A 26,401-nucleotide genomic window follows, 5' to 3' on the forward strand; every position below is an offset into this window, starting at 1 on the left:
CTCAGGTTGCGGTCAAGGTCGGCGGTCGGGAATTCTTGTCTCGCGCGACGATCCACGTGTGAGCGCGTGCAAGTCCGTCGGCGAGTTTTTCCAACTGCACCGGTTTGCCCATGAAGTCGTGCATGCCAGCCGCGGCGCAGGCGTCCTGGTCGTCCTTGCGAGCGTTGGCGGTCAGGGCGATCACGTAGGGGAGGCGGCCTGCGGGGATGACCTCGGGCATCCTGCGCGTGGCTTCGAGGCCGTCCATTTCGGGCATCTGCAAATCCATCAGAACCGCGTCGTAGGACTGATGCGCGAGGCTCTCGACCGCTTTTCGTCCATTGTCCACCCAGTCGGCGGCGTACCCGAGGCGTTTGAGCAGGAGCTGGGCGACACGCGCGTTCACCGGATTGTCCTCGACCAGCAGCACGCGCAGGGGGTGCCTGGCAGCAAACTCTTCGCCAAACACCGGGCCTTTGGGAGCGATGTCGGGCGGCTTGCGCAATCGGCCCGCCGCCTTGAGCACGGCGGCGTGGAGCGTTCGCGGCTTCACCGGCATCGGCACCTCGAGAAATGCTTCGGTCGCGGCATGGCTGCGCTCGCCGCGCCGCCACACCAGGCGGACGATGGGGCTGGGGTCGCCCGCTCCGGTGCTTGACGTCTCGATCTCCACACCGTCGGCGAGCAACATGGCGTCGAAGGCGGTCTGGACATCCGCCGGCGAGGCGATCCATCGCACCTGCGCCCCCCATTCCTCCAGTTGAAGCTTGGCGCCCTGGGTCGCGATGGTCTCCGGGCCGACCAGAATGACACGGCATTTGTCCAATGCGGAGAACTCGGGCAGCGTGCGCATCGGTTCGGCGGGTGCGCGGATGGTAAAGAAGAAATGCGACCCCCGTCCGACCTCGCTTTCGACGCCGATGCTTCCGTCCATGAGTTCGACCAGACGACGGGCGATCGCCAGCCCGAGCCCGGTTCCGCCGAAGCGGCGCGTGGTGGATGCATCAACCTGGGAGAACATCTTGAAAAGGCGCTCCATGCGGTTTGCCGGGATGCCCACCCCGGTGTCCCGCACGGAAAACAGCAACCCTTCGCCGCCCGCGACCGATCGGTCGGTCGAAACGTGGATCGTGACTCCGCCGCGTTCGGTGAACTTGATGGCGTTGCCGACGAGATTGCCGAGCACCTGGCGCAGCCTGGCCGCGTCGCCGACGACGATGCGCGGCAGGTCCCGCGCGAAATGCACGGCCAGGTCGAGGTGGCGTTCGCGACAACGCGCGGAAAAGAGATCGATGGTGGCCTCCACGCAGCCGCAGAGATCGAATGGCTGCTGATTGATTTCGAGGCGGCCGGCCTCGATCTTGGAAATGTCCAGGATGTCGTCGATGATTGCCAGCAGGGCTTCCGCGCTCGATTGGATCGTCCGGACGCCCTCGCCGGTTTCCGAGGGCAGATTCTCATCCATGAGGAGGCTGGACATGCCGATGATGGCGTTCATCGGGGTGCGCAGTTCATGGCTCATGTTGGCGATGAACTCGGTCTTGGCCCGGTTGGCGTTTTCCGCGGTGTCGCGCGCGGTGCGCAGGGCTTCCTCCGCCTCCTTGCGGAGCGTGTTGTCCCGGGAAATTTCCACGAAACCCGCGCCGTCCGTCAGGCGGGACAGCGTGACATCGACCCAGAAACGGGTTCCGTCGCGGCGCACGCGCCAACCCTCGAAGGCCTCCCTCCCGGTTGACTGCGCCGCGGCAAGCAGACGCGCGGGCACTCCCGCCGCGCAGTCCTCCGGCGAGAAGAGACCTGCGTAACCCAGCCCCTGCGCCTCGCTCGCGGAGTGGCCCAGCAGCCGTTCCGCCGCGGCGTTCCAGCGAAGGATCCGCCCGCTCGCGTCGACTGCGCAAATCATGTGGTCGCGCGCGCTTTCAATGATCAGGCGCAGTTGCTCCTCACTCTCGCGCAGACGGGCGTCGGTGGAGCGGAGCATGTCGACCGTGCGTTCCAACTCCGTGCGGGACGCGAGCAGATTGGCGGTCATGTGATTGAAGGCGCCGGCCAGTTCCCCGCACTCGTCGTTGGAAAACCTTTCGACGCGGTGGCTGAAATCGCCCCGGCCGACCGCTTCGGCGCTGTCGCGGAGCTGGCGCAACGGCCGCGTGATGCGCCGGATCAGGAGCCAGACTGCGGCGGAACTGACGGCGATGCCAATGAGGCTCACGCTCACCAACAGAAACCTGATGTCGCGCAGCGCCTGCAGGCTTGCCTCGTATGAAGACAGGAGCAGGTAGTGAAACCCGGGCTGTCCGGCTGTTGCCGAGTAGTCGCCCGAGAGGGCGAAAAAGTGCTGCCCTTCGACGACGATCGGAAAAATCAGCTGCGAATTCGGGTTTTCGCCTGGTCCTATCTCGTCTTCAGACAGGAGCGGAAGCTCGTGCAGCATGGTTGTGGCGGTGAGCTGCTTGTCATGGAATACCGCGATGTCCGCGCGCGTCAGAGATTTCAGTTCCTGCAGTGAACGGTCGCCGAAGGCCAGTCCGATCGTGAGCACACCGGCAACGGCCAGCCGGTCTGTCGACAATACCGGTACGCAGACGACGTTGTAATGCGATCGCCCGACAAATACAGTACCGACGACCGCTTCACCCTCGAAGGCGGTTTTCGCCAGGCGGGTCGTTGGAGACAGGAATGCGCCGAAATCGACGCGGGTTTCACGACGGGCGCCGGCCAGCATGGTGCCGGGGCGGACGGAATACGTCAGGAATTCGACCTCGCCACCCAGTTCATCCAGGGAGTCGCGCAGAAACTCGGTCATCGTATTCGCGTCGCCCAATTGCGCGATCGCCTTGAAACGCGGCTCGTTGACGAATCCGCGGAAGCGGCTGGCCAGTCCCCGTTCGAGGATGTCGAGGGAATTTCGGAAGACGGCGTCGGCGGCGGTGAGGGTCCGCCGGCTCTCGACGACCGCCCCGGCGCTGACGTGGCGGTTGATGATCCAGATTGTCACCATCGGCAGCAGGACGAGGAACGCCAGCACCGGCGCGAGCACTTTGGCCTGAAAACTGAAACGCAGCGCAAGGCGGGGCTTCATGGTGGGGCCGGTCGGCGGCTAGTCGTGTGCGGAGGCACCCAATCCGAGGACAAAATTCACCTCAACGATTCCATCGGCGGGCACGATCACTTCCTTGATCTTGCTGGGCAGTCGCTCATGCCATGCCCGGAGCTTGTAGGTGCCAGCCGGCACGTTGGGGATGACGAAGTGGCCCTTGTCGTTCGCGTGGGAGAACCAGGGGTTCGGCAACACCAGCACGATGCAGCTCATCTTGGTATGGATGGAACAAAATATCTCCATGCGACCGGTCTTGGAAAACACCACGCTCCTGGCCTGTTCGCCCCGCTTGTAGAGTCCGAGGTCGAATGGGGTGCTCTCCGCCATGCAGAACACGTTGTGAAAGACGTCGTCGGCATTCGGCCAGTCGACCTCCGTGCCCACGAGCACCGGCAATACATGAGGGACGAAGACGCCGTCGCGCTGTGTCACTGTGGCCCGGGGGGGCGGCTGATCGGCGGGCGGGGGGGCATCGACCCCGTCGACATTTACCACAAAATTCCGCAGCTTGCTGTAGTCGATTCTCTCAAGAAATTTGTAGCGGCGGCTGCCATAGCCGCCGCCCGCGTCGCCGGCGGCCTCATCGGTCACACCTCGCGCCTCGACATGCCCGGTGATGGTTCCCGCGCTTGTGGGTGCGGCGAGAATGGCGAGAACCGCGAGCGATCCGAAAAGCGGGAGGCAATGGCGATGGGAGGGCATCTGAGCGGGGTCAGAATCCAACCGCTGCCTGCGCTGCGAACATGCGGTTGTCGCGATCGGTGTCCGTGGTGAGTTCGCCTTGTTCCAGCGTGTAGTTCACCTTGATGAGCAGCGAGGGATTGAAACGGTAGCCGCCGCCCAGGCTCAGGCGTTCAAGCTCGCGGGTCTGCAGGCTGCTGAAAAAGTACTTCTTGAAATTGCCGATCCCGGCGAGTGGGTAGCCGCGGTCGGCTCGCAGCGAACTGTAGCGCAGCGCGCCGTAGAAATTTCCCCAGAGAGACTGGACGCCCTCGATCTGAAAATAGGTGAAGCGGCGGGTGTTGTCGGCGACAGGGTCGTTGTCGCGGTACCGTGCGCGACCGCCCGCGGCCCAGAGGTGCCCGGAGCTCCACGTGTACCGTGCGTCGATCTCCGCCATTTCCGCCTCATGCGTGGTGGAGCGCGCGGAGCCAATGTTGCGAAAGAAACTGTTGCCGATCCAGATTTCCGAAAGAGGTTCCGCTGCGGAATTCAACTCCCCCGTCCGCATGGCGCTGGCGCTGACGTGCAGGCGCGGGAGGACACCGAATCCAACGCGCAATGCGACCGACTTGTCGGCGTTGAAATCCCGCGAAATCTTTGAGCCGCCGTTCAGCACGGCCAGGGCGTAGTCGACGCGGCCGAGTTCGCCATGGAGTTCGATGCCCTCATCCGTACCCCAGACGTCGCTCACCGAATGGGCGATGAGCGGGTTCGTGAGCGGATCGCGATTCTGGTATTCCTCGCCAAACGGAACGTCGACGCGGCCTAGCCGCACGTTGACCAGTCGCTCGGGGCCACCCAACGCGCCTGATACATCCTCGAATTCAAGGTAGAATTCCCCGAGGTGGAAATTTTCGTCCGACGATTCGTGTTTCGAGAGCTGCAGCTCGCCGGAGAAGTAGGTGCGCCGGGAGATTTGCGCCTCGAGGCGGAGGTTGGCGTCGTCTACGCGGAACTCCTCGTTGCGATACTGGCCGTCATTGCTTGACGCGAAGAAGGACAATCCCACTTCGCTGGAGATGGCGATTCGCCGTCCGGAGGTCTCCTCGCGTGGCGCGCCTTCCTCCCGGGGGGCTGATGCGGATTCCCGCATGACACTCATCTGGACGCGCAATTCGTCGAGCTGCCGCTGCTGGGCTTCCAACTGGGCGCGCATGAGTTTATTCTGCTCGATCAACTCCTGCAGGGGGGCGGCGGACGCGGACGCCGCGCAGCCGAGGACGCAGGCTGCCAGGCCACGGAAGAGGCTCCAGTGCCGGCGGTGGCGGAAAAGCGGACGCGAAAGGAGCATGGAAGTTGAAAGAGAGCGCTTCTCATTCCTTTTACGGATCGGAGAGCCCCTCACTTGAACTCCCGACTCCCCTCCGGCGGGACTTCCTGGCCAGTTTGTTCAGGGTCTGCGGAGGGAGCGGCTAAATGCGTCGATCGGTCAATTGTATGCGGATGACATGGATCGGGCCTGCCGAACGATCCTGATGTCGCAATTCATCTGATTTTTGCGCTCACGGCCCTTGTAAAGTTCGAGGAACGACGCGGGGTGGACGCAAGAAATTCGCACGCGAATATCGCGTGGAGTTCGTCCGGTTGGAGATCGACGCCCTGCGCACCCGCTGGCGCGCGTTCATGGCTGGGAGTGGAAAATGGATTGAAAAGTGCGAAAAGTGAGGTTTGACCCCTTTGGCTTGGGAACCGGACTTTTGATTTTGTCGGAGATGGGCTGGGTGGGGGGATGCGGGCTGCCGGCTGCGTTTGGAAGGCGTGGGTGCGCCGGTGCTCGAGATTGATCAGGGATCGAGCCGACTGCCCAGGGCCGCGCGAATGTCGGGAAGGTCGAAATCGTGCAGGACGCCGGGCACAAGGATCTCCAGCAGCCCCCGGTGGGTCGGTGCCTGAGATAGAGCCAGATACGAATCCGGTCCGCTTTCGGCGGTGAGGCGGGCGATGCGCGGCTCGAGCATCGCGGCGAACAGGGCCGGCACCGTGCCATTGCCCCTTGCGATCAGACGAATGTGGTCGGCCGCGACATCGGTCCGGCGCGCAAGGAGGTCGAATGCACTCAGGATGTCCTCCGTCTGCATCGCCGGAAGGTTGCGGCCAACCAAAAGTGCACGCATGGCTGTCGAGTATTCGGGCGAGTAGCCGCCAACGATCCGGCCACGTGGCGCGCTGCGTCCAAATCCACGGGGATCCACCGCGAGCACGATGTTTCCAGCCCGCACCAGCGCCTCAATCCGGGTTTGGTTGGCACCCGTCGTCATGGCTCCCGCCGGATCCAGGTAGATCACGGCGGACTTCTGTTTGGGTCCGCCATTGGGTACAAACAAGGAGGCGGGCAGGACGATCCCCGGCTCGGGAACCAGATCGAATGTTTCCACCCGGTAGCCGTCATGGTTGACAGTTCCCTTCGGCTCCTGAGCTGCCGATCGGCGGAGTTCTGTCACACCGAGACGCCGCCGGACAATGCCAGTCAGATCGGTTGCGTGAGCGGCGGTCCTGTGCGGATATATCGTCCGCGCAAGGGCCGCATTCAGCGTCTGAATTGATTCGGCGTCTGGATACGATGTCATCACCTGGCCGGTCTTCGTGCAGTTGAGCGCCTCGACAGACACCGTGGGGGAATCCTGCTCAGCGCCATCTTCCGTGCGGTTCAGCAGCCATCGGGCGAACCATCGATACGTGGCCTCGCGGCGCGGTTTCGACCAACCGTGGGTGTCGTCGAACTCAAAGAAGGCGACGCGTTCCGCGGCGCCGAGGGCGGTGTAGATGCGCTGGGCTTCCGCAAACGTGGCCTTTGCGCCGGCGATGGGAAAATAGTCGCGCGTGGCGGTCGCCATCTGCAGGGGCTTTGGTGCAAAGGAAATCAGGAAATCCCCGAAGTTGAAGCCGTCCGCAATGAAGCCTGGAAAGACTTGCTCCGCGTCCTGCGGTCCACGCGTGGGCCACAGCGTTTCCCAGGAGGTGAGATAGCAGGAAGGAGCCGCCACGGCGATTCGTGGTTCGAAAGCGGCCAGGTAGCTCGTCATGGTGCCGCCCCCTGAGTTGCCCGCAGCGCCGATCCGGGCGGGGTCCACGTCGCCTCGCGTCAGCAGATAGTCCAGCGCGCGCATCCCGTCCCAGATAAAGTACCGCGCGACGCTTGTTCCCGTCAGCAGGCATTGGATGCCGGCCATGGTGTGCTCACCCGGGCCGCCTCCCTCGTACAGGGATTTTTTCCCGCTGGCATCCAGATATTGGAATCGCTCCCCCTGGCCGGGCGGATCCCAGGCAAGGACCAGGATGCCACGCTTGACCATTCCGACCCAGGCCCGCTGGTAGACTTCAGCCGCCTTGCCCGAGCCGCTGTGACCCGCCGCACCGAGTACGGCCGGAAACGGTGGACGCGCGTTTTTGGGCACGTAGACATTTGCCGTCACGTAGTATCGGGGCAGGCTTTCAAAAACGACTTTTTCCACGGTGTAGTCACCGCCATCCAGAACTCCGGTCACTTTTGCACGAAGCGGGGTCCGCTCGTTCGGCAAACCGCCGATCTCGGCCAGGAGCCGCTCGCGGATGTATTGCTGCCGGGCCTCGATGGCCGCCGGTGTTTCCAGGGATTTGACCTCCGCAGCGCGCCGGGCCAGTTGTTGCTCGGCGATCGGCGTGAGGTAGCGGTCGATCATCCTACTGTAATCGGGTTCAGGGGCCGCGCCCGACGCGGCTGCTGCCATGGCCAACAACGGCAGCATTAGGCGGGAGATTCTGTCTGCTCCTTGCCGGAAGCCTGATCGTAGGTCGACGGCTGAGCCGCAAGATGTCCTGGTGTGGGCTGTGTGAGCGGGCGGGTGCATGGGGGAATGGGAGAATGGTTGTGCTTCCGTTGGATCAAGAACGAACTACATTGAGGAGGAAAGGCTCCCGTTGGGCAGCAGCTTGTCGATGAAATTTCATCACTGTGCAGTTTTCTTGGAGTTACGAGGGATAGCGCTTGGCCTTGGACTTGACGACGGTAGGTTTTCCCCGGTTCCTGCCGGCTTGTTTTCATGAGTGATACCCGCTTTTCAGCATCGAATTTTCAACGCGTGCGCGACCCGATTCATGCAGCGTTTGTTTTTCTGGCGATCTTTGCGGTCAGGGGCAGCGGTGCTGCGGAGACCAGTGATGTCAAAGGCAGGCTTGCCTTCAATGAGCACATTCAGCCGATCCTGGCTGAAAACTGCTACCAATGTCACGGGCCGGATCCGGGGTCGCGCAAGGCGGGGCTGAGGTTGGACCGCCGCGAGTCCGCGTACGCGCCGGGCAAGGATCGTGGTCCCGCGATCGTTCCCGGCGACACGGAAAAGAGCGCCTTGGTGCAGCGAATTGAGTCGGAGGATGAGGATGAGCGGATGCCTCCGCTTGAGGCGCACAAGACCCTCAAACCTGCCGAGATCGCGCTGTTGCGCCAGTGGGTCAAGGAAGGCGCCGAGTATCAGGAGCACTGGGCGTTCATCGCGCCGGTTCGACCCAAGGTGCCGGCGGGGACTGCGGTTGCCGGAGCGCGTTCAGCTGTGGATGCGTTCATTCTCGAACGACTCGCCAAGGCTGGCCTCAAGCCGTCGCCCGAGGCCGATCGCTCCAGCCTGTTGCGCCGGGTCACCTTTGACCTCACGGGACTGCCGCCGACACCGGGTGAGGTCGCCGCGTTCGCGGCCGACACGGCGCCCAACGCCTATGAGCGCGCGGTCGATCGCCTGCTGGCGAGCCCGCACTATGGAGAGCATCGCGCCCGCTACTGGCTCGACTATATCCGCTACGCGGATACGCACGGCCTGCATTTCGACAACCTGCGATCGATCTGGCCCTATCGCGACTATGTCATCCGGGCTTTCAACGCCAACAAGCCGTTCGATCGTTTTGTCCGCGAGCAGCTGGCGGGCGATCTCATGCCCGCGAAATCGATCGAGGAGATCGTGGCCACGGGGTTCATGCGCTGCAATCTGACTACCAATGAAGGCGGCACGATTCCCGAGGAAGTTTTTGTCAACCAGACCCGCGACCGCGTGGAGTCCTTTGGGGTCACGTTTCTCGGTCTGACCACAGGTTGCGCGGCGTGTCACGATCACAAATTCGATCCCATCACCCAGAAGGACTTTTACGGCCTTGCCGCATTTCTTGGAAACACGGCTGAAAAGGCGTGGGATCTCAATGTGGCGGATCCGGATCCCGTCATCTGGCTGCCGGATGCCAAGTCCCGCGCCGCGATGGACGGTGCAGTGGCTTGGCGTGGCAGGCTCCAGGCCCGATTGGATGATTTGCGGCGCACCGCTGACGGGCGCTTCGCCGCCTGGCTTGCGGCGGGCAACAAGCTCCATTCGGTTTCAGACGATCAGCTCGAGCTGCGCCTGCGCCTCGATGAAGGCAAGGGTGATGTTGTCGCAAACTCCGCACCCAACGCCGGCACCGCGAGTTTCAAGGCTGACACCAATCCGCTGGTGTGGGGGGAGAACGCACTTTTCTGGCCGAGCATGCGCATGGATATCGCGAGTCAGCTCCCGCTGGGACAGGTCGGCGCGGTGGACGGATCGCAGGCATTTTCCGGTGGAGGCTGGGTGCTGCGGCGCCAGAAGGTCGGCGGAGGCAGCACGGGCTCGGGCGCGCTGATTTCCCGCATGCGCGAAACCGGATCGAAGCAGACCCAGGGGTGGGAATTGTACCAGAATGATCAGCGACTGACGCTCACGCTTTCCCACGGGGAGGGCGAAAAATCCATCGAGGTGACCACCATGGAGCGCGTCATCGCCTTCGACTGGGCGCATGTCTTTTTCACCTACGACGGGTCGGGCAGGGCGGCGGGCGTGCGCATTTACGTGAATGGCAAGCCGGTCGCCATGGAGATTCGAAGGGACAGCCTGGCCGGTGCGAGCATCGCCACACAGGCGACGACGCAACTGGGCCGGCGGGATGATGGGGAACCCCTGCGTGAAACGTCCTTTCAGGATGTGAGGATCTATCGCCGCGAACTCACTCCGGACGAGGTCACCCGCCTGCCCCTTGAGGCTGTCGCCGCGGAAATCGTGGCCCGCAGTCCTGACATGTCCACCTGGACGCCCGAGGAGAAGGACATGCTCGTCGACCGTTTCTTTGAGGGCACGATCGACACGGAGGCGATGGAGACGGCGTCGGAGATCGCTCTGTTGGACGATGCAATCGGGCAGTACGGCAAGGACGGAGTGCCGACTTTGATTGCGCGCGAGAAACCGACACCGGGGTCGTCGGACATCCTCAAGCGCGGCGACTACTATGCAAGAATGGGCCGCGTGCCGCCGCTGACCCCCCACTTCCTGCCGCCGCTCGCCGCCGGCGAGCGCGATGACCGGGCCGGTCTGGCTGACTGGCTTCTGACGGACGAACAGCCTCTCTTTGCGCGCGTCACGGTGAACCGGATGTGGCAGGAGATCTTCGGTACTGGATTGGTGGATACACCCGGCGATTTCGGGGTGATGGGATCCAAGCCCTCGCATCCGGAGCTGCTGGACTGGCTCGCGGTGGAATTTCGCGAAAGTGGGTGGGACGTGAAGCGCATGTACCGCCTGCTTGTGGCATCGGCCACGTACCGGCAGACGTCCCGGGTGACGCCGGAACAGCTTCTGAAGGACCCGGCCAACAGGCTTCTTTCGCGCGGCCCCCGCTTCCGCATGGATGGTGAGATCCTGCGCGACGCGGCGCTCGCCACATCGGGTCTTCTCGTTGACAAGCTGGGGGGCCCTCCCGTGAAGCCGTACCAGCCGCCGGGAGTCTGGGAAGAGGTGGCAATGCCGGAATCGAACACGAAGTCGTATGTCGACGACCAGGGGGCGGGCCTGTACCGGCGCAGCCTCTACTCGTTCTGGAAGCGGGCATCGCCGCCGCCGAGCATGGAAACGTTTGATGCACCGTCGCGCGAGACCGTTTGTGTGCGGCGCGCGCGGAGCAACACGCCCCTCCAGGCCTTTGTGACCATGAACGACACGCAGTGGGTTGAGGCCGCGCGCACAATGGCCGGGCGGGCCATGCATGCACAAACGGGTGCGGAGGCGCGCATCGACATGCTGGCGATGCTGACACTCGGCCGGCGCCTCGACGCTGGCGAGCGCGCGGTGATTGCGAAGTCGCTCGACGGATTCATGCGCTACTTCCGCGAGTCCAAGGGAGCGTCCGGAGAGTTTCTTGCGGTGGGCGAGAGCGTGGCCGACTCCGGGCTCGATCCCGTCGAACTTGCCAGTTGGACGATGGTGGCGAGCCAGTTCTACAATCTCGATGAATTCCTGACAAAGTAATCCTTGGAATTTTCACGGCACATGCACCTGCACGATCAACACGACCCCCATGCCCATCTCTGCTCGGACCATGCCGGGGAGGGGCCGACGGTCTGGGATCTTCCCATTCCTCTTTCCCTGAAGCGGGAGTGGCTGCAACTGGAGACGCGGCGCCATTTTCTCGGGCGCACGGGCAAGGCGCTGGCGTGGGCCGGGCTGGCGAGCATCCTCGGCAGGAGCATGCCCCAGGCCTTTGCGAACATGACCTCGCGGCAGAGCGTCGTGCCCCACTTTGCGCCGAGGGCGAAGCGCGCGATTTATCTTTTCATGGCCGGTGCGCCGTCGCAGATCGAAACGTGGGACTACAAGCCGATGCTGTCGGACCTCTTCGACAAGGACCTTCCGGAGTCCGTGCGCGGCGGGCAGGTGCTGACGGGCATGACCGCGAGCCAGGCGCGGCTGCCGATCGCCCCGAGTCCGTTTGGATTCAAGCAATACGGCAAGTCCGGGATGTGGGTGTCCGATCTCTTTCCCTGGACGGCGAAGGTGGCGGATGAGCTGACGGTCATCAAGTCGCTGCACACCGAGGCGATCAATCACGAGCCGGCGATCCTGCAGATCACCACGGGAAACATGTTTGCGGGCAAGCCCTCGCTGGGATCGTGGCTCTCATATGGCCTCGGAGCGATCAATGACGAACTGCCGTCCTTTGTCGTGCTGACATCGAAGATGCCTGTGACGAAGAACGTGCAGGCCCTTTCAAATCGTCTGTGGTCCTCCGGGTTTCTATCGCCCGAGCATGCGGCGGTGACTTTGCGGCCGGGCGGCGACCCCGTGCTTTATCTGCAGAACCCGGCCGGGATCGATGGGGAGGCCAGGCGGACGATGATCGATGGAGTCAATGCGCTCAACCGCGATCTCTTCGAGCGTGTCGGCGACCCCGAGATCAACGCGCGCATTGCCCAGTATGAAATGGCGTTCCGCATGCAGACGTCGGTGCCGGAGCTGACCGACGTCTCGAAGGTGCCGAAGTCGACCTGGGATCTGTACGGAGAGAAGGCGAAGGAGCGCGGCACGTTTGCGTACAACTGCCTCATGGCGCGCCGGCTGGCGGAGCGCGGCGTGCGGTTCACGCAGATATTCCTGCGGAGCTGGGACACCCACGGCGAGGTGCCCAGCCGCCTCACGGCGCTGTGCGAGGACTGCGACCGGCCCACCTACGGGCTCATCACGGACCTCAGGCGGCGCGGGCTGCTTGACGACACGCTGGTCATCTGGGGCGGTGAGTTCGGGCGCACGGTGTATTCGCAGGGCGGGCTCAAGCGCGACAATTACGGCCGCGATCATCACCCGCGCTGTTTCAGCATGTGGATGGCGGGAGCCGGGGTGAAGCGTGGATTCACGTACGGGGAAACCGATGACTTTTCCTACAACATCACGAAGGATCCCGTCCACATCCGCGATCTGCATGCAACGATCCTCCATCAGTTCGGACTTGATCACAACAAGTTGACTTTCAAGTTCCAGGGGCTCGACCAGCGCATGACCGGCGTTTTGCCGGCTGAAGTGATTTACGATTTGCTGGCGTGACGCCGCGCGGGAAAACGGCAGGGTAGTTGGACTATCCCGTCCTGACGCATGCCCGAGACAGCAGAAATTTCCAAACGTGTTTCCCGCGGAAGCTCCCACCGTCCCCTTGCCGGCGTCTTCTGGTTCTCAGCGATCGTGCTGCTTGCGCTGCTTTCGCTCGCTTTCCCTCCAGACGGCGCGCAACGCTCCACGCTCCCGCAGTTCATCGGACGATTTCATCCGCTTGTCGTTCATTTCCCCATCGCCCTTCTTTTTCTCCTTCCCGTGATCGAAGTCTGCGCACTCTTCCGCCGCGGCCACGCCCTTAGAGGCGCACCCGCATTCCTGCTCTGGATCGCCACCGCGACGGCGATTCTTGGGACCGCACTTGGCTGGCTGCTGGCGCGCTTTGGCGGCTACAAGGGGGACCTTGTCATTGCGCACATGTGGAGCGGGTGCGCACTCTCCCTGATCTGCCTGCTCGCGCTGCTCCTTCGCAGACGGTGGCAGATCGACGGCTTCTGGGGTTTTGGCATTCTTTATGCGCCTGTGCTCATGCTCGCGGTAGGAGTCATGGCGTTCACGGCGCATCAGGGCGGGCAGTTGATCTATGGCGACAAGTACCTGACCGAATACATGCCATCCGCACTGCGATCGCTGCTTGGTCTGCCGGTCGGAGCGCCGTTCCTGAAGTCCGCGCCCGGCCCCTCCGTTCCGCCCGGCGCGTCGGATGGAGCGCCCGTGGTGGAGAAAGCGGACAAAGAGGACATCTCGTTCTACAATGCGCGGATTGAACCTGCCTTGGAGCGGACCTGTCGGTCCTGCCACGGTCCCAAGAAGACGAAGGGAGGACTGCGGTTGGACACCTATGCGCTCATGCTGCAGGGCGGCGACAGCGGCCCTGCGGTAGTCGCGGGAAAGCTGGACGACAGCGAGCTATATCGTCGCATCACACTTCCGCACGACGACGAGGAGTTCATGCCTGGCGGGAACAAGAAGCCGCTCACGGCGACGGAGACCAAGTGGATTGAGCTCTGGATTGCAGCGGGTGCGTCTGAAACCGCTCCGTTGAGCAGCTTCAGCCAGGCGCCGTCTCCGCCGGAGGAAAAACAGAACGAAGCCGTGGCTTGGGCGCCTGACTATCGACCCAGGCTGGAAGTGGCGAAAGCGCTGGCAGAGCGGCTTGGGATCCGGGTCGTCGCCAGGTCGCAACAGCCGGGTGATGGCCTTGTCGTCCGCACGGCGAGCGCACCGGCTCATTGCACTGATGACGCAATCGCGGCGCTGGCTCCGCTGTCGGATGTGATCGTCGAGGCTGAACTCGCGCGCACCCGGGTCACTGACAAGGGGCTCGCCTCGATTTCAACCTGGAAGAATCTGCGCCACCTCGATCTCACGGCGACCGCTGTCACCGCCGAGGGGCTCCGTCCTGTCGCGGCGCTTGACAAGCTTGAGATTCTGAACGTCACGGATTCGCAGGTTGATCCAGCGGGCCTGCCGCCGGGGCTTGTGCGACGCGATGGACTGACGATCTACGGTGCCACGCCCATTTCTGAAGAGACCGCCGGCTCCCAGCCCGCGCCCGCCACGCACTGAGCTGAAATGATGAGTGCGCCGGCAGTGGAGGTGAGGGGGCTGCGCAAACGCTACGGCGCGGTCGAGGCGGTTCGCGGAGTCAGTTTCACGGTTCTACCCAACGAGATCTTCGGACTGCTCGGACCGAACGGCGCGGGAAAAACCTCGACACTGGAGTGCCTGGTCGGACTGCGCGAACCTGACGCCGGGGAATTCTCGATATCGGGAGTCGATGCACGGAAAGATCCCCGGGCCGTGAAGGAAAGGATCGGGGTGGCGCTGCAGAGCACGTCGCTTCAGGACAAGCTGACTTCGCGGGAGGCGCTGACGCTGTTTGGTGCGTTTTACCGTGAGCAGGAGGAGGTGCAGGCCCTGCTTTCGCGCTTCGGACTGGAGGAGAAGGCTGACATGCCCTTCGACGCGCTATCTGGCGGGCAGCGCCAGCGGCTGGCCCTGGCGATGGCGTTTGTGAACCGACCGCAGGTGCTGATCCTTGACGAGCCGACGGTGGGGCTCGATCCGCACGCAAGGCAGGAGCTTCATGAGGAGATCCTGCGCATGAAGGCGGAGGGTCGCACGATACTGCTGAGCACGCATCATCTTGAAGAGGCAGAAAAACTTTGCGACAGGATCGCCATCATCGATCGCGGCGTGGTGATTGCCAGTGGCACACCGGGAGAACTGATGGCGGGTCTGGATACGGCGCAGACAGTTGCCTTGAAGTGTGACCGCCCCGTGCCGAAAGCATGGATCGAGGCGCTTCCGGGGGTTGGCGAGATAACCGGATCGGATGTGGAGTATCGTTTTCTCACGGCGTCAGCGAGTGAGGCAGTGGCCGGACTGGCGGAGAAACTCGTGCGCGAGCGCGTGGAAATTGTCGAACTGCAGGTTCGAAGGTCCTCGCTTGAGGATGTCTTCCTGAAACTCACCGCCCGGGGAAAATCATGAGCGGATTCCTTCAACACCTGAACGTGTGCATCCGCCTGCATTTTCGGAATCGCATGGCGCTGATCTACGGCTACCTGTTTCCGCTTGTTTTCCTGCTGGCATTCTGGGTTCTCTATCGGCACGAGAAGATTCCCCTGCTTCATCACATGGGCGAACTGCTGACTGTGAGTGTGCTGGGCGGGGCGTGCTTCGGACTGCCGACCACACTGGTCAGCGAACGTGAGCGTGGGGTCTGGAAGCGGTATCGCCTGGCTCCGATGTCGACGGGGCTTTTTGTGGCAAGCACGGTCCTTGCGCGATTCGTGATCATTGCAACAGCCGGGCTGGTGCAGCTTGGCGCGGCGCTCGCCGTGGGCATGACCGCGCCGGGGCACCCGCTGGCCCTGGCCGTGGTGTTTTCCTGCGTGACGCTCTCGTTCATCGGGCTGGGTCTGGTGCTTGCGATGATGGCCGACACCGTTCCCGCGGTTCAGGCGCTGGGACAGTGCATCTTTCTGCCGATGCTCATCATTGGTGGTGTTGCGGTGCAGCTTGTGAGTCTGCCGGAATGGGCGCAGCACCTCTCCGCATTTTTCCCCGGACGTTATGCGGTGGGAGCGATCCAGCAGTGCGTGACCGGTGGCGGTTTTTCAGCCGTCGGTTTTTCCCTGATCGTCCTCACGCTGATGGGCGTGGCCGGATTTCTAACTGGTGCGAAGCTCTTCCGCTGGGACACCCAGCAGCGCTTTTCGCGGATGCCTGGAAAGTCATGGCTGCTCGTTCCGCTGGCTGCGTGGATGGCTTCGGGTGCGCTTGCGGAATGGAAGGGTGTGGCTGTTCTGTCAAAGGACGGGCCGGACACGGCGTCCGACGTGGTCCGAAAGCCGGAGCCGGCATCAACACCCGCGCCGGCGCCGGTCCCGGTCCCGACGCTCGCGCCGAGCCCGATCCCCATGCCCACACCCACACCTTCGCCCACGCCACGTCCAACTCCGAAGCCAGTGTGGGCCTCGATCACCCCGGAGCAGACAGCCGGGCTCGATTTCAACGTGCCGCCGGACCGCGGAGTTGTCGCGCCATTTGCCGCAAGCGACGAGCAGCCTGATGACTACTCGGCGCCGGAGATTGAGGCGGTGCGACGCAACATCGCGACCTGGAAACCTGGTCTGGTTCCGGACGAGATTCAGGCGATTCGAAACTATCTCTACATTGCCGCGGTTCCCGATGCGATCCAGATGCCCGTTGAGCGTTATGTTCCGGTCGTTGTATTCGAGTTCCTCTCGGAAACGTATCCGAAGGACGAGCTCATCAAGATCCTCACCTGGATAGCGCTGCATCCGGACGAAGGCACGGTCATGTCAGGTGTGAGTGACATTGGAATTTCAGGAACCGTGGGCGACACTTGGGTCGTGCGGGAGCGGGCGTATCTTTACGCGATCAAGTTCATCGCGCGTTTGACCGGGAGAACGACCGACTAGCGTGCGGTCGGACGCGGTCGGCCTGGAAAATTCATGAAGTCACCTTCCTTTCGTCTGGTCAGAATGGTACTGTTTGTCCTGTTTGTGATGGCGCTGGTGTGCGCGCCCTTTGTGATCTGGGGGGAGGATTTTGTGATGCCGCTGCTCAATGCACAGGAGCACAGGGTGGAGTGGCTGGTGGCGATTGCGATCATCCTGCTTGCGGCGGATTCGGTGGCTCCCGTGCCGGCGACGCTCGTCATCATGTTTCTGGCCGCGAAGGCGGGGACGATCGCCGGCATTGTTGGCGGCACCCTGGGCATGACAGCGGGCGTGCTGGCCGCCGGCTGGTTCGGCCGCGTTGCCGTGGGCCGCATTGCGCCGCGCTTTTTTCCCGACCAGGAGCTCGTTCGCCTGCGCGAGGCATTGCAGACCAGGCTTGCGCTCACGCTTGCGTGTCTTCGCAGCGTGCCGGTGCTGGCTGAGACGTCGGTCATCGTGGCTGCGGCCATGGGCATTCCACTGAAACGGATCGTGCTGCTCACGCTGCTGCCGAACCTCGCGGTGTCGCTGATCTATTCGGTTTCGGCCGACGATTCTTTCCAAACGGCGGTGTTCGCCTTTCTTGGAACAATGCTGGCGTCGGCAATCCTCTGGCTCTGGCTGAGGAAAAAGCACCGGCCTGACGGGGTGAATCACCCGGTGTGATTCCGGGACGACGTCAGGTGGCGTGCGGCGGTTACGCAGGACCGCAGGAATTTTCCTGGGTAATGTGTGCGGGTGTTGTTACCAAACGGGCGGGTTGTGCCGTCATGGACCCTGTAACCAATCATTCCATGAACTACTCAATTCTTCACAACCTTGTGGCCGTAACCCTGTTTGCAGGCATCGTTGCTGCATTCATGGATCACTCGACTCCGACAGCGCAGAATGACGCGGGCGACTATGCCGCCACGGTTCAGGTGCCTGCGATTGATTCGGTGGCCAATCCTGACGCGATGCCGCGTTGATCGGACGGCGCTTGCCCTTGGGTGCATGCATGAGCATGACCATGGGGCTGCGTGTCAAATGACGTAAGAGCCTACCGGCATCCACCCGACGCCCGCCGCATGCGGGCCGACAAGGCGCTCGCGGCCGCCTTTCCCGAGTTCAGCCGCGCCGCGATCCAGCGAACCTTTGACGCGGGACTAGTGAGGCGAGGGGAGAGCGTGCTCTCGAAGGACACGATGCTTCTTCCCGAAGATGCGCTGGCATTCTCGTTCCCTGAAAATCGAACGCTGGAGCTGCGGCCGGTTGAGATTCCGCTGGAGATCCTCTTTGAGGATGAGCACATCCTTGCGATCAACAAGGCAGCGGGCATGGTGGTGCACCCGGGTGCGGGCACGGGGGAGGACACGCTTGTGCATGCGCTGCTCGCACATTGCGCGGGCTCGCTGAGCGGGATTGGCGGGGTGGAGCGTCCCGGCATTGTTCACCGCCTCGATCGTGAGACCTCGGGAGTGATGCTTGTGGCGAAGACCGACGCCGCGCACCGTGCGCTGAGCGCCCAGTTTTCAGAGAGGGCGCTGCGGAAGGAATACCTCGCGCTCGTGCAGGGTGTGCCGCCGCTGCTCAGCGGCGGCATTGTCAAACCGATTGGACGGAATCCCCAGCATCGTCACAAGATGGCGATCCGGGAAACATCCGAGGGAGGACGCGATGCCCACACGGATTGGGAGCGGGTGGAGGCGTTTGGCGGGCACGCGGCTCTGCTTCGTTGCATCATACACACGGGCCGCACGCACCAGATCCGCGTGCATCTCAAGCATCTCGGACATGTCATCGTCGGCGATGCGGTGTACGGGTGGAAACCCGATCTGCGACATCCTGAGCTCGCGGCGGAGCGAGTGATGCTGCATGCGGAGCACCTGGTGGTGACCCATCCCCACACCGGGCGGAAACTGGATTTGAGGGCTCCGTTTCCGAAGGATTTTCAGGCATTGCTTAGGAAGCTTCGAGCCGGGGCGAAAGCGGTTGACAAGTCACCTGGGCCCGTGGGTGCCGGGCGGAAAGCAAAGCAAACCCGAAGACCTGCGTAGCCGAATGCCCCTCGCCATTGGCTGACGACGCGCAATGGTCGGTCAGAAGAGCACCCTGCCGTTTGCTTTGGGAGGCGCGGGGAGCCCGAGCAGATGCGAAAGAGTTGGAGCCAGATCATCGACGCCAACGCGTTCGGTGTGCTCGCCGCGCGGCACGCCCACGCCGTACCAGAGCAATGGCACGTGCGTGTCGTAGTTGTACGGCGAACCATGTGAAATGCCCATGCCGGATTTCTGGAAGTAGTAGGGTTTCACAATGACGAGCAGGTTGCCGCTGCGCTCCTTGTTGAAGCTCAGCAGCACCTGGTGTCCGATCCGGTCATGCACCTCGCCTTGTTCGAGTTGGGTTCTCGTGTAGGCGGCCTGGACCCATGGCAGCGTGAGCGCCGCATCGCGCATCACCGCCTCGACTTCCGCGGCATGAAGATTTTTTTCCTTCAACGCCGAAGGCTGGATCAGCCCGTAGTCGACGAGCCATGCCCCGTTGTCGGCGAGAGGGCCGAAACGCGCGTTGAGCGCTGCCTCCTCCGCGCGGGCGACATCGCGAAAGCGAATGCGACCGCTCGGCACGGGACGTCCGGACGCCTGAATGTATTCGGGCAGGGGCGCGGCTCCGTGATCGGCGGTGAGAATGATTGTGCAACGGTTCAATCCCACCCAGCCGTCGAGGAATTCAAAGAGCTCCGCGAGTATCCGGTCGGTGCGCACCGCGTTGTCCATGACTTCCTGGCTGTTTGGTCCGTAGTTGTGTCCGATTGCGTCGGGAACGGAGAAGCCGAGGCAGAGGATGTCGGTGACACCGCGCTTGCCGAGGTTCTCGCGCGTGATGGCGGTCCTGGCAAAGTCGGCAAGCAGCTCGCTGGCGAACGGCGTTGATCCGAGGGCTGAGTAGAACGCGCCGCCGGGTTTCGAGTCTCCACCATTGACCGTTTTGGGAAATGTGCGGCCAAGTCCGGCTCCCGTGAATTCGCCTTCCATGTCATCCGGTCCCTGGATTTCGTAGGCGGCGGGCGGAAGAATACGGTCCCACACCCTGCCGAAATAGGCATCCGCTTTCGCGGCGCGGTTCCAGTTGGCGACCCAGCCGGGCACCGTGTTCATGTAGTAGGTTGAGGAGACAAACGAGCCCTCCTGCATGAAGTACGCGGCGTCGGCGAGGTGCCCGGCCATGAGGATTGCGGCGCGATCCTTGTTGGCGATTCCGATGACCTTCCGCCTGCCGCCGCGCGCGAGCTTGTACTCGTCGCCCACTGTGGTGACCATCAGGTTGCGCGGTGACCGGCCTTCCGGCGGCTTGCCGGAGAAGGTGCGTCCGACGATCGACACAGAAGGATCCGAGACGCAATTTGTGCCGAGCAGCGTGGTGCGGTCGATCCAGTCGTTGTCGATGATGCCGTGAGTGTTTGGGTACGTGCCGCTGAGCATGACTGCGTGGCCGGGTCCCGTGATTGTGTACGCATGCTTGAAATGGCAGTCCGAATAGACAGCGCCTTCATTGAGCAGCAGGTTGAAACCCCGCGGGCCGAAGAACGGGCGGAATCGTTTCAGGTAGTCGGCGCGGAACTGATCGAGGCTGATCACGACGACGAGCGCGCGGTCGGTCTGTTCAGCAGCAATTGCCGCGATCGGGGAACCGATGACGGCCAGTCCGATCAGGAGGGTGCGAAGCTTGGATTGCATGGGTGAAAGGCGGCGTCAGACGACGCAGAGGGTTCACCATTGTTCCTTTTGCAAACGATGCAAGGCCCTGCCGGGATATTGGAGAAATCGGGTGAATGTCAGCAAGGGTATGAAGCTGCACAGACAGAGCGCATCTCAGCGTGGCGCGGATTGTCGCGTGCTTGAAGTCGCTGGATGGAACCGCTTCCCTTTTCGCATGAAACGCCGTCACTTCATCAGTCAGGTTGCGGGCGGAGCCGTTGGCGCCGCCTTGATTTCGGGTTCGGCACGCGCCCAGTCCGCCGCAGCAGCCGGACGTTTGACGCGGACCCCGATGGTGCTGATGGCACCGCGTCCGGATGGCTTCGAGGCGGTCTGGGGTGTCACGACACTATGCCGCGGGCGCATTGAATGGCTCGATGCGGATGGCGGAAAAGGCGTGGCGGGCACCGATGCATTTGGATTTGTGCCGCAGGGAGACAAGGTGCTGCGTGTCCGGGTCGCAGGTCTGAAGCCGGGCCGGACTTATCGGGTCCGCGCGGTGACGTCCGCAGCCGAAAGCGATCTTGTGGAGACGACGGATTGGAAGCCGTTCCGCACGCTGGATCCTGCAGCGGGTGCGACGTCATTTGTCGTCTGGAACGACACCCACATCAACAACCCTACCATCAAGGCGCTGCACGAGAAGACACCGTCTGCGGATTTTCTCCTGTGGAATGGCGACACCTGCAATGACTGGAAGACGGAGGATCTGCTCGTGCCAACACTGCTGCATCCCGGCGAGTGCGACATCACCGACGGCAGGCCGCTGCTGCTGACCTGGGGGAATCACGATGTTCGCGGCAGGTTTGGTTTTCGGATGCCTGAAATGGTGGCGACGCCGAGTGGGCGGCCGTTCTATGCATTCCGATCGGGTCCGGTCGCTTTCATCTTCATGGACACCGGAGAGGACAAGCCCGACGACCACCCGACATTTGCGGGACGCGTTTCGTTTGACCGCCTGCGCAAGGAACAGGCTCGGTGGCTTGCGAAAACCATCAAGCTTCCGGAGTTCGCCACCGCGCCGTATCGCGTCATGTGCTGTCACATTCCGCTGAGGTGGACTGATGAAAGCCCGCAGGACTATGCCAATCGTGGTTTCGACCGGCACAGCGGTCGCAGTCGGGCCGCATGGCACGACTCCCTTGTGGCGTGGAAAGCGCAGGTGATCATTTCAGGCCACACCCACCGCGCGACCTGGATGCCGGCCACAGCCGAGTTTCCCTATGCGCAATTGATCGGCGGCGGTCCCCAGCCCGAGCGTGCCACCTGGATGGAAGGCGCGGCGGATGCGGACCGACTGCGGATTGTTGTGCGCAATCTCACGGGCGGAACAGCACATGATGTCTCGTTTTCGCCGCTGGTGTGAAAACGACGTGGGTTTGCGGGTAAAATCAGGCTTTCAATGTTGGTCGCCCCGCGCTTGATTGGACGTTTATGCAGAAAACACTCATCATCCTGAAGCCAGACTGCATGCAGCAGAAGCATGTTGGAGACGTGCTGGGCAGATTGGAGAAGGCCGGATTTGAAATTGCTGGCGCGAAGATGATCCGCCTGACACCGGCGGTCCTGCGCGATCACTATGCGCATGTCGCGTCCAAGCCGTTCTATCCGGAGATCGAGCGTTTCATGAGCTCGCGTCCGGTGATCGTCGCGGCGCTGAAAGGCGACAATGTCGTCGCGAAGGTCCGCGACCTTCTGGGACCGACAGACTCCAAGAAGGCGGCGAAGGGGACCATTCGCGGTGACTACGGCACCGACATGATGGTGAATGTCGTGCACGCATCGGACAGCGACGAGAACGCCAGGATCGAACTGGCGCGTTTCTTCAAGCCCGAAGAGCTGTTCGGATAGACTGCGTCCCGGCGAAAAGGCGGGGCGCCGCCTTCTACAGCATCGGTCGATGGGGCTCCACCTCAGCGTCGTAATTGATGCCGGGAAGACCGAATCCGAAAAGCTTGAGGAATTCGGCGCGGTAGCCGGCGATGTCCGTCAATTCATTCAGATTTTCAGTTGTCACGGCTGGCCAGATGCGTGCGACCTCGGCCTGGACCGACGGCCTCATCTCCCAATCGTCGACGCGGACCCGGCCCGCGTCGTCAAACTGTGCGCCCCGACCGCCGAAGAGCTGGGTGGCAAACAGACGCTGCATCTGCTCGATGCAGCCCTCGTGCGTGCCCTGCGCCTTCATGATCTTGTAGAGGATCGAGATGTAGAGCGGCACGACGGGGATGGCGGAGCTGGCCTGCGTGACCAGGGCCTTGTTGACGGAGATGAATGCGCGGCCGTAGCCGTTGGATTTTAGAATTGCATCGATCTTCCGCGCCGACTTCTCGAGGTCGTTCTTCGCAATGCCGATCGTGCCGTTCTTGTAGATCGGCCAGGTGACCTCGGGTCCGATGTAACTGTAGGCCACGGAAGTTGCGCCCGGCGCGACAACACCCGCGGCCATGAGTGCGTCGATCCACATTTCCCAATCCTCGCCACCCATGACGGCAACGGTGTCGGCGACCTCGGCGTCGGAAGCCGGCTCGATAGTCACCTGACTGACAACGCCCTTGTCGGTGTCGACCGTCTTGTTGGTGAAAGTCTGGCTGATCGGCTTGAGGGTTGATTTGTGAACGACGCCGGTTTTCGGATGCGTGCGACGCGGGGAAGCGAGGGAATAGACGATGAGGTCCACCGGGGCGAACTCCCGCTTCAGGAGGTCGATCGTCTGGGCCTTTATTTCGTCGGAAAAGGCGTCGCCATTGATGTTGAAAGCCTTGAGGCCCGCGTTGCGGGCCGCCTGCGTGAACGCGATCGTGTTGTACCAGCCAGGCGTTGCCGGTCGTCCGTCGTCGGACGGGCGTTCAAAAAACACGCCCAGCGTGTTGGCATTTGAGCCGAAGGCGGCGGCAATGCGCGAGGCCAGGCCATAGCCCGTGGATGCGCCGATGACCAGAACGCTCCGAGGTCCCTTGGTCAGGGGCCCCTTCGATTTCACGTAGGCGATCTGCTCGTTTACATGCGCCGCGCACCCCTCGGGATGGGACGTAATGCACACAAAACCGCGAACCTTTGGCTTGATGACCATGGGGGCTTAGATTTTAGGCTGCGCCCATAAGTGCAAGAGCCGAAAAGAACGGGACGCCTTCAACGCGGGCTCGCGGGCGGGGGTGTTGAAGGGCTCCAGCGGTCACCGATATGATCGAGCCAGCGTTGAACCTCCATGGTCAGCTCAGTGACAAGCTTTGGATTGGCGGCTGAAATATCATGAAGTTGGAACGGATCCGCCTTGTCGTCGAAAAGGCGCACGGGGGGTTCACCATCGCGGCCCTGGCTGAGTATCAGAGTATGTAGGTTGGTGCGGATTCCCCGGTGTCCACCATTGGTCTCATCCATGTAGAGCGATGATTTCGGCCTTGCTGTGAAGGGCTGCCCGAGGAGCACGGAGGAATAGTCCGCGCCCTCGACCTGCGTGGGAATGGCGGTCTTGAGCCCCATGAGGCCGAGCACGGTTGGCATCAGGTCAGCGGTGCCGATGAGCAGGTCGTCCGAGGCGCCCGGGGCGATGTGTCCCGGCCAGCGGAAGATCAGGGGAATTTCAAACGCCTCCCTGAAGGCGTAGGGTTTGCTCATCAGGCCGTGACTGCCCATCATGTCGCCATGGTCGCTGGTGAAGACGACAACCGTGTCTTTCGCCAGATTGAGGCGGTCCAGCAGCTCCAGGATGCGGCCGAGCTGTTCATCCACTCCTGAAATGGCGGCGAAATAGTCGAGCACCGCTGCGCGTGCCGCGGAGCCTGTGCCTTCCAGTCGCACATTGTCGCGGTTCAAGAGCTCGCGCCAGGTCCTGCCGTGATAGCGCTCGCGCAGGTGGGGTGGAATCTGCGCGTAGGGCGAATGCGGCGGATTGAGCGACATCCAAAGCGCGAAGGGCTTCGTTGCATCACGCATCCTGCCGTCCCGGTTCTCCAGGTAGCGGAGGGCAAGGTCCGTTTCGTGCGCGGGGGACCATTCGTCGACGTAGTGAAAATCATTTCGCCCGGCATCGGTTGTCCAGTATCGCGGGCGAAGGTGTTCGTCGTAGGCGTTGTAGGCGTACCAGAAATCGATGTGATGCCGATCCTGCTTCGGAGTGAATTCGTCCCATTTGACATCATTCTCCCGTTGGTCCTGGGGCAGGTAGGGCTCATGCGGATGCGTGAGATGCCATTTGCCGATGTAGCCGATGTTGTAGCCGGCCCGATGAAGCACGTCGGTGATGCAGTCTTCGTTTCGCCGCAGGTACACGCTGGGTCGCGTGGAGTTGGCGTTGTGCACGATGCCTGTGGCTGGAGGGTAGCGTCCGGTCATCATCATGCCCCGCCATGGCGTGCACAACGGATAGGTTGACGTCGCTTGCGGCAGGTAGATGCCCTCCCGCGCAAGGCGGTCGATGTTCGGCGTATGGACGGGATCTTCTCCAACAAATCCCATGGCCTGACGGCGCATCTGATCCGGAAAGATAAAAAGCAGGTTTGGGCGCCTGGGGGGAGGGGCGGAGGAATCGTTTCCCGCGCCGAGACCTGAGGGCGCCAAGAACCCCACCGCCAGCAAAAGCACGATGGTGGATGGCGTATATCGTTGGAAGAATTCCTGCATCGGAGGAGGCGTTGTTGTCGGTTATCGTGGTGGGTTCATCTGTGCTCCGACGTCCTTCAGCCAGCGATCAAGACGCGTACCCAGTGCTCGGCGTTTTTCGGAGTGAGTGCGGGCAAGATCCTCCTTCTCGGAGGGGTCATCCCGCAGATTGTAGAGCTCTTCATGATTGTCCTCGTAGAATCGAATGAGTTTCCAGTCGCCCACGTGCGCCACGCTGTAGGGGGACACCTTGCCGCCGAACCAGTAGTGGGGGTAGTGCCAGAAGAGGGCGTCGCGCGACAGGTCGCTGTGTCCTCGAAGCACAGATGCGAAACTCATGCCGTCAATGGCATGGGAGACGGGCGGCAGACCGGCCAGCTCCAGGAGCGTTGGCAGAAAATCATGGCTGATGACGGGCGTGTCGCAGACCGTGCCGCGTTTCACACCGGGCGCCCACATGAGCAGGGGAACGCGCAGCCCGCCTTCGTAGGGGTAGCCTTTCCCCAGGCGGAGAGCGCCATTGGCCGTGGCCGGGGGATTTCCGAAATGCACCGCACCGCCGTTGTCCGAGGTGAAGACGACAATGGTGTTCTCCTCGAGGTGTAAGTCCCGCAGCTTCTGGCGCAGGCGTCCCACGCTGTCATCCACGCTTCGAAGCATCGCGGCATAGACCGCGTTGCCCTGGCCATCGGCAGGCGCGTGCTTGGATGCGTTCTCAATATCCTCCGGCTTGCCCATGAGCGGGCCGTGCACGGCATAGTGAGGCAGGTAGAGGAAGAAGGGCCGGGTGCGATGATCCTCGATGAAACGAAGTGCCTCATTCGTAAGCCGGTCAGTGAGGTATTCGCCTGGACTGCCGCCTCGCTCCGCGAGGCCCGGGACCTCATGGGCCTGGCCTTTCCTTCCGTATGGCCAGAAGTAGGATGCGGGCTGGCCAGTGTCTCCGCCGCCGATGTTGATGTCGAAGCCGTAGTCCCTGGGTGAGTGACCGCCTCCCAGATGCCACTTGCCGATGCTCGCGGTCGCGTAGCCGTGCGCCTTCAAAACCTCAGCCAGTGTGACCTCTGAAAGCGGCAGCGATTTCTGCCAGGCCGGCAGCAGCAGGCGGCTGCCGGCCGGTTCCTTCTCACCCGGAATCCAGTCCGTCAGATGAAGTCTTGCCGGCGCCTTTCCAGTTAGAATCGCCGCTCGGGAGGGTGAGCAGACTGCGCAGGATGCGTAGGCCCGGGTGAATTTGACTCCATCGGCGGCGAGTTGGTCGAGATTCGGAGTCTGATAGTAGCGGCTGCCAAAGCATCCGCCGTCGGCGGCACCCATGTCATCGATGAGAATGAAGATGATGTTCGGCGGCGCGGCCTTCGCGGCTCCAGGAGAAAGCAGCAGCAGGCAGGCAAGTGCGGCGATGGAAGTTTTCATGAAGTTTGGAGATTGAACCAT

The 26,401-nt window shown here is 62.6% G+C and carries 18 protein-coding genes; 10 read left to right on the plus strand and 8 right to left on the minus strand.

Annotation, left to right across the window (positions count from 1 at the left end):
• Position 1 precedes the first annotated feature (1 nt).
• The 4 genes from HS122_15695 to HS122_15710 form a co-directional block, all read right to left on the minus strand.
• Complete coding sequence (locus HS122_15695) at positions 2 to 3,061, minus strand: response regulator (GenBank protein ID MBE7539838.1); 3,060 nt, start codon at positions 3,059 to 3,061, stop codon at positions 2 to 4.
• Positions 3,062 to 3,079: 18 nt separating this feature from the next.
• Entirely contained in the window at positions 3,080 to 3,781 is a 702-nt protein-coding gene (locus tag HS122_15700; GenBank protein ID MBE7539839.1) for a hypothetical protein, read from the minus strand.
• 10 nt (positions 3,782 to 3,791) lie between these two features.
• Entirely contained in the window at positions 3,792 to 5,093 is a 1,302-nt protein-coding gene (locus HS122_15705) for a hypothetical protein (protein MBE7539840.1), read from the minus strand.
• Between the two features lie 493 nt (positions 5,094 to 5,586).
• A complete protein-coding gene (locus tag HS122_15710; GenBank protein ID MBE7539841.1) occupies positions 5,587 to 7,509 on the minus strand; it encodes an acetylxylan esterase in 1,923 nt (640 codons plus the stop codon).
• Between the two features lie 312 nt (positions 7,510 to 7,821).
• Here HS122_15710 and HS122_15715 point away from each other — a divergent pair, with 312 nt between their 5' ends.
• From HS122_15715 to HS122_15750, 8 genes are all read left to right on the plus strand, one after another.
• Positions 7,822 to 11,076 carry a DUF1553 domain-containing protein gene (locus HS122_15715; GenBank protein MBE7539842.1) on the plus strand — a complete coding sequence of 1,085 codons (3,255 nt, stop codon included), beginning with the start codon at positions 7,822 to 7,824 and terminating at the stop codon, positions 11,074 to 11,076.
• A gap of 21 nt (positions 11,077 to 11,097) precedes the next feature.
• The gene (locus HS122_15720; protein ID MBE7539843.1) at positions 11,098 to 12,645 is read left to right on the plus strand and encodes a DUF1501 domain-containing protein; all 1,548 of its coding nucleotides are present in this window, start codon (positions 11,098 to 11,100) and stop codon (positions 12,643 to 12,645) included.
• 48 nt (positions 12,646 to 12,693) lie between these two features.
• Positions 12,694 to 14,220: a hypothetical protein gene (locus tag HS122_15725; GenBank protein ID MBE7539844.1), complete on the plus strand. Its 1,527-nt coding sequence runs from the start codon at positions 12,694 to 12,696 to the stop codon at positions 14,218 to 14,220.
• Positions 14,221 to 14,229: 9 nt separating this feature from the next.
• Positions 14,230 to 15,147, plus strand: coding sequence for an ABC transporter ATP-binding protein (locus HS122_15730; GenBank protein MBE7539845.1), 918 nt, complete (start codon positions 14,230 to 14,232; stop codon positions 15,145 to 15,147).
• Complete coding sequence (locus HS122_15735; protein MBE7539846.1) at positions 15,144 to 16,604, plus strand: ABC transporter permease; 1,461 nt, start codon at positions 15,144 to 15,146, stop codon at positions 16,602 to 16,604. Before HS122_15730 ends, HS122_15735 begins: the two co-directional genes overlap by 4 nt.
• 33 nt (positions 16,605 to 16,637) lie before the next feature.
• On the plus strand, positions 16,638 to 17,291 hold the full coding sequence (locus tag HS122_15740; protein ID MBE7539847.1) for a hypothetical protein: 654 nt from the start codon (positions 16,638 to 16,640) through the stop codon (positions 17,289 to 17,291).
• Between the two features lie 128 nt (positions 17,292 to 17,419).
• A complete protein-coding gene (locus tag HS122_15745) occupies positions 17,420 to 17,593 on the plus strand; it encodes a hypothetical protein (GenBank protein ID MBE7539848.1) in 174 nt (57 codons plus the stop codon).
• A gap of 99 nt (positions 17,594 to 17,692) precedes the next feature.
• On the plus strand, positions 17,693 to 18,661 hold the full coding sequence (locus HS122_15750) for an RluA family pseudouridine synthase (GenBank protein ID MBE7539849.1): 969 nt from the start codon (positions 17,693 to 17,695) through the stop codon (positions 18,659 to 18,661).
• A gap of 42 nt (positions 18,662 to 18,703) precedes the next feature.
• Here HS122_15750 and HS122_15755 read toward each other — a convergent pair whose 3' ends face one another.
• Complete coding sequence (locus HS122_15755) at positions 18,704 to 20,341, minus strand: alkaline phosphatase family protein (protein ID MBE7539850.1); 1,638 nt, start codon at positions 20,339 to 20,341, stop codon at positions 18,704 to 18,706.
• Positions 20,342 to 20,537: 196 nt separating this feature from the next.
• Between HS122_15755 and HS122_15760 the strand changes: the two genes are divergently transcribed.
• Together HS122_15760 and ndk are read left to right on the plus strand one after the other, a co-directional pair.
• Positions 20,538 to 21,728: a metallophosphoesterase gene (locus HS122_15760; GenBank protein MBE7539851.1), complete on the plus strand. Its 1,191-nt coding sequence runs from the start codon at positions 20,538 to 20,540 to the stop codon at positions 21,726 to 21,728.
• A gap of 68 nt (positions 21,729 to 21,796) precedes the next feature.
• The gene (gene ndk, locus HS122_15765) at positions 21,797 to 22,213 is read left to right on the plus strand and encodes a nucleoside-diphosphate kinase (protein ID MBE7539852.1); all 417 of its coding nucleotides are present in this window, start codon (positions 21,797 to 21,799) and stop codon (positions 22,211 to 22,213) included.
• 34 nt (positions 22,214 to 22,247) lie between these two features.
• On the opposite strand, the gene HS122_15770 is transcribed toward ndk, so the two are convergent.
• The 3 genes from HS122_15770 to HS122_15780 all read right to left on the minus strand — a co-directional run bounded on the left by HS122_15770 (position 22,248) and on the right by HS122_15780 (position 26,380).
• Positions 22,248 to 23,435 (minus strand): trans-2-enoyl-CoA reductase family protein, encoded by a 1,188-nt coding sequence (locus HS122_15770; GenBank protein ID MBE7539853.1) that lies wholly within the window; start codon positions 23,433 to 23,435, stop codon positions 22,248 to 22,250.
• A 59-nt stretch (positions 23,436 to 23,494) separates the two neighbouring features.
• On the minus strand, positions 23,495 to 24,835 hold the full coding sequence (locus tag HS122_15775; GenBank protein ID MBE7539854.1) for a sulfatase: 1,341 nt from the start codon (positions 24,833 to 24,835) through the stop codon (positions 23,495 to 23,497).
• 171 nt (positions 24,836 to 25,006) lie between these two features.
• Entirely contained in the window at positions 25,007 to 26,380 is a 1,374-nt protein-coding gene (locus HS122_15780; protein ID MBE7539855.1) for a sulfatase, read from the minus strand.
• Between the last annotated feature and the right edge of the window lie 21 nt (positions 26,381 to 26,401).

The sequence above is a fragment of the Opitutaceae bacterium genome, assembly GCA_015075305.1.
Lineage (GTDB): Bacteria > Verrucomicrobiota > Verrucomicrobiia > Opitutales > Opitutaceae > UBA6669.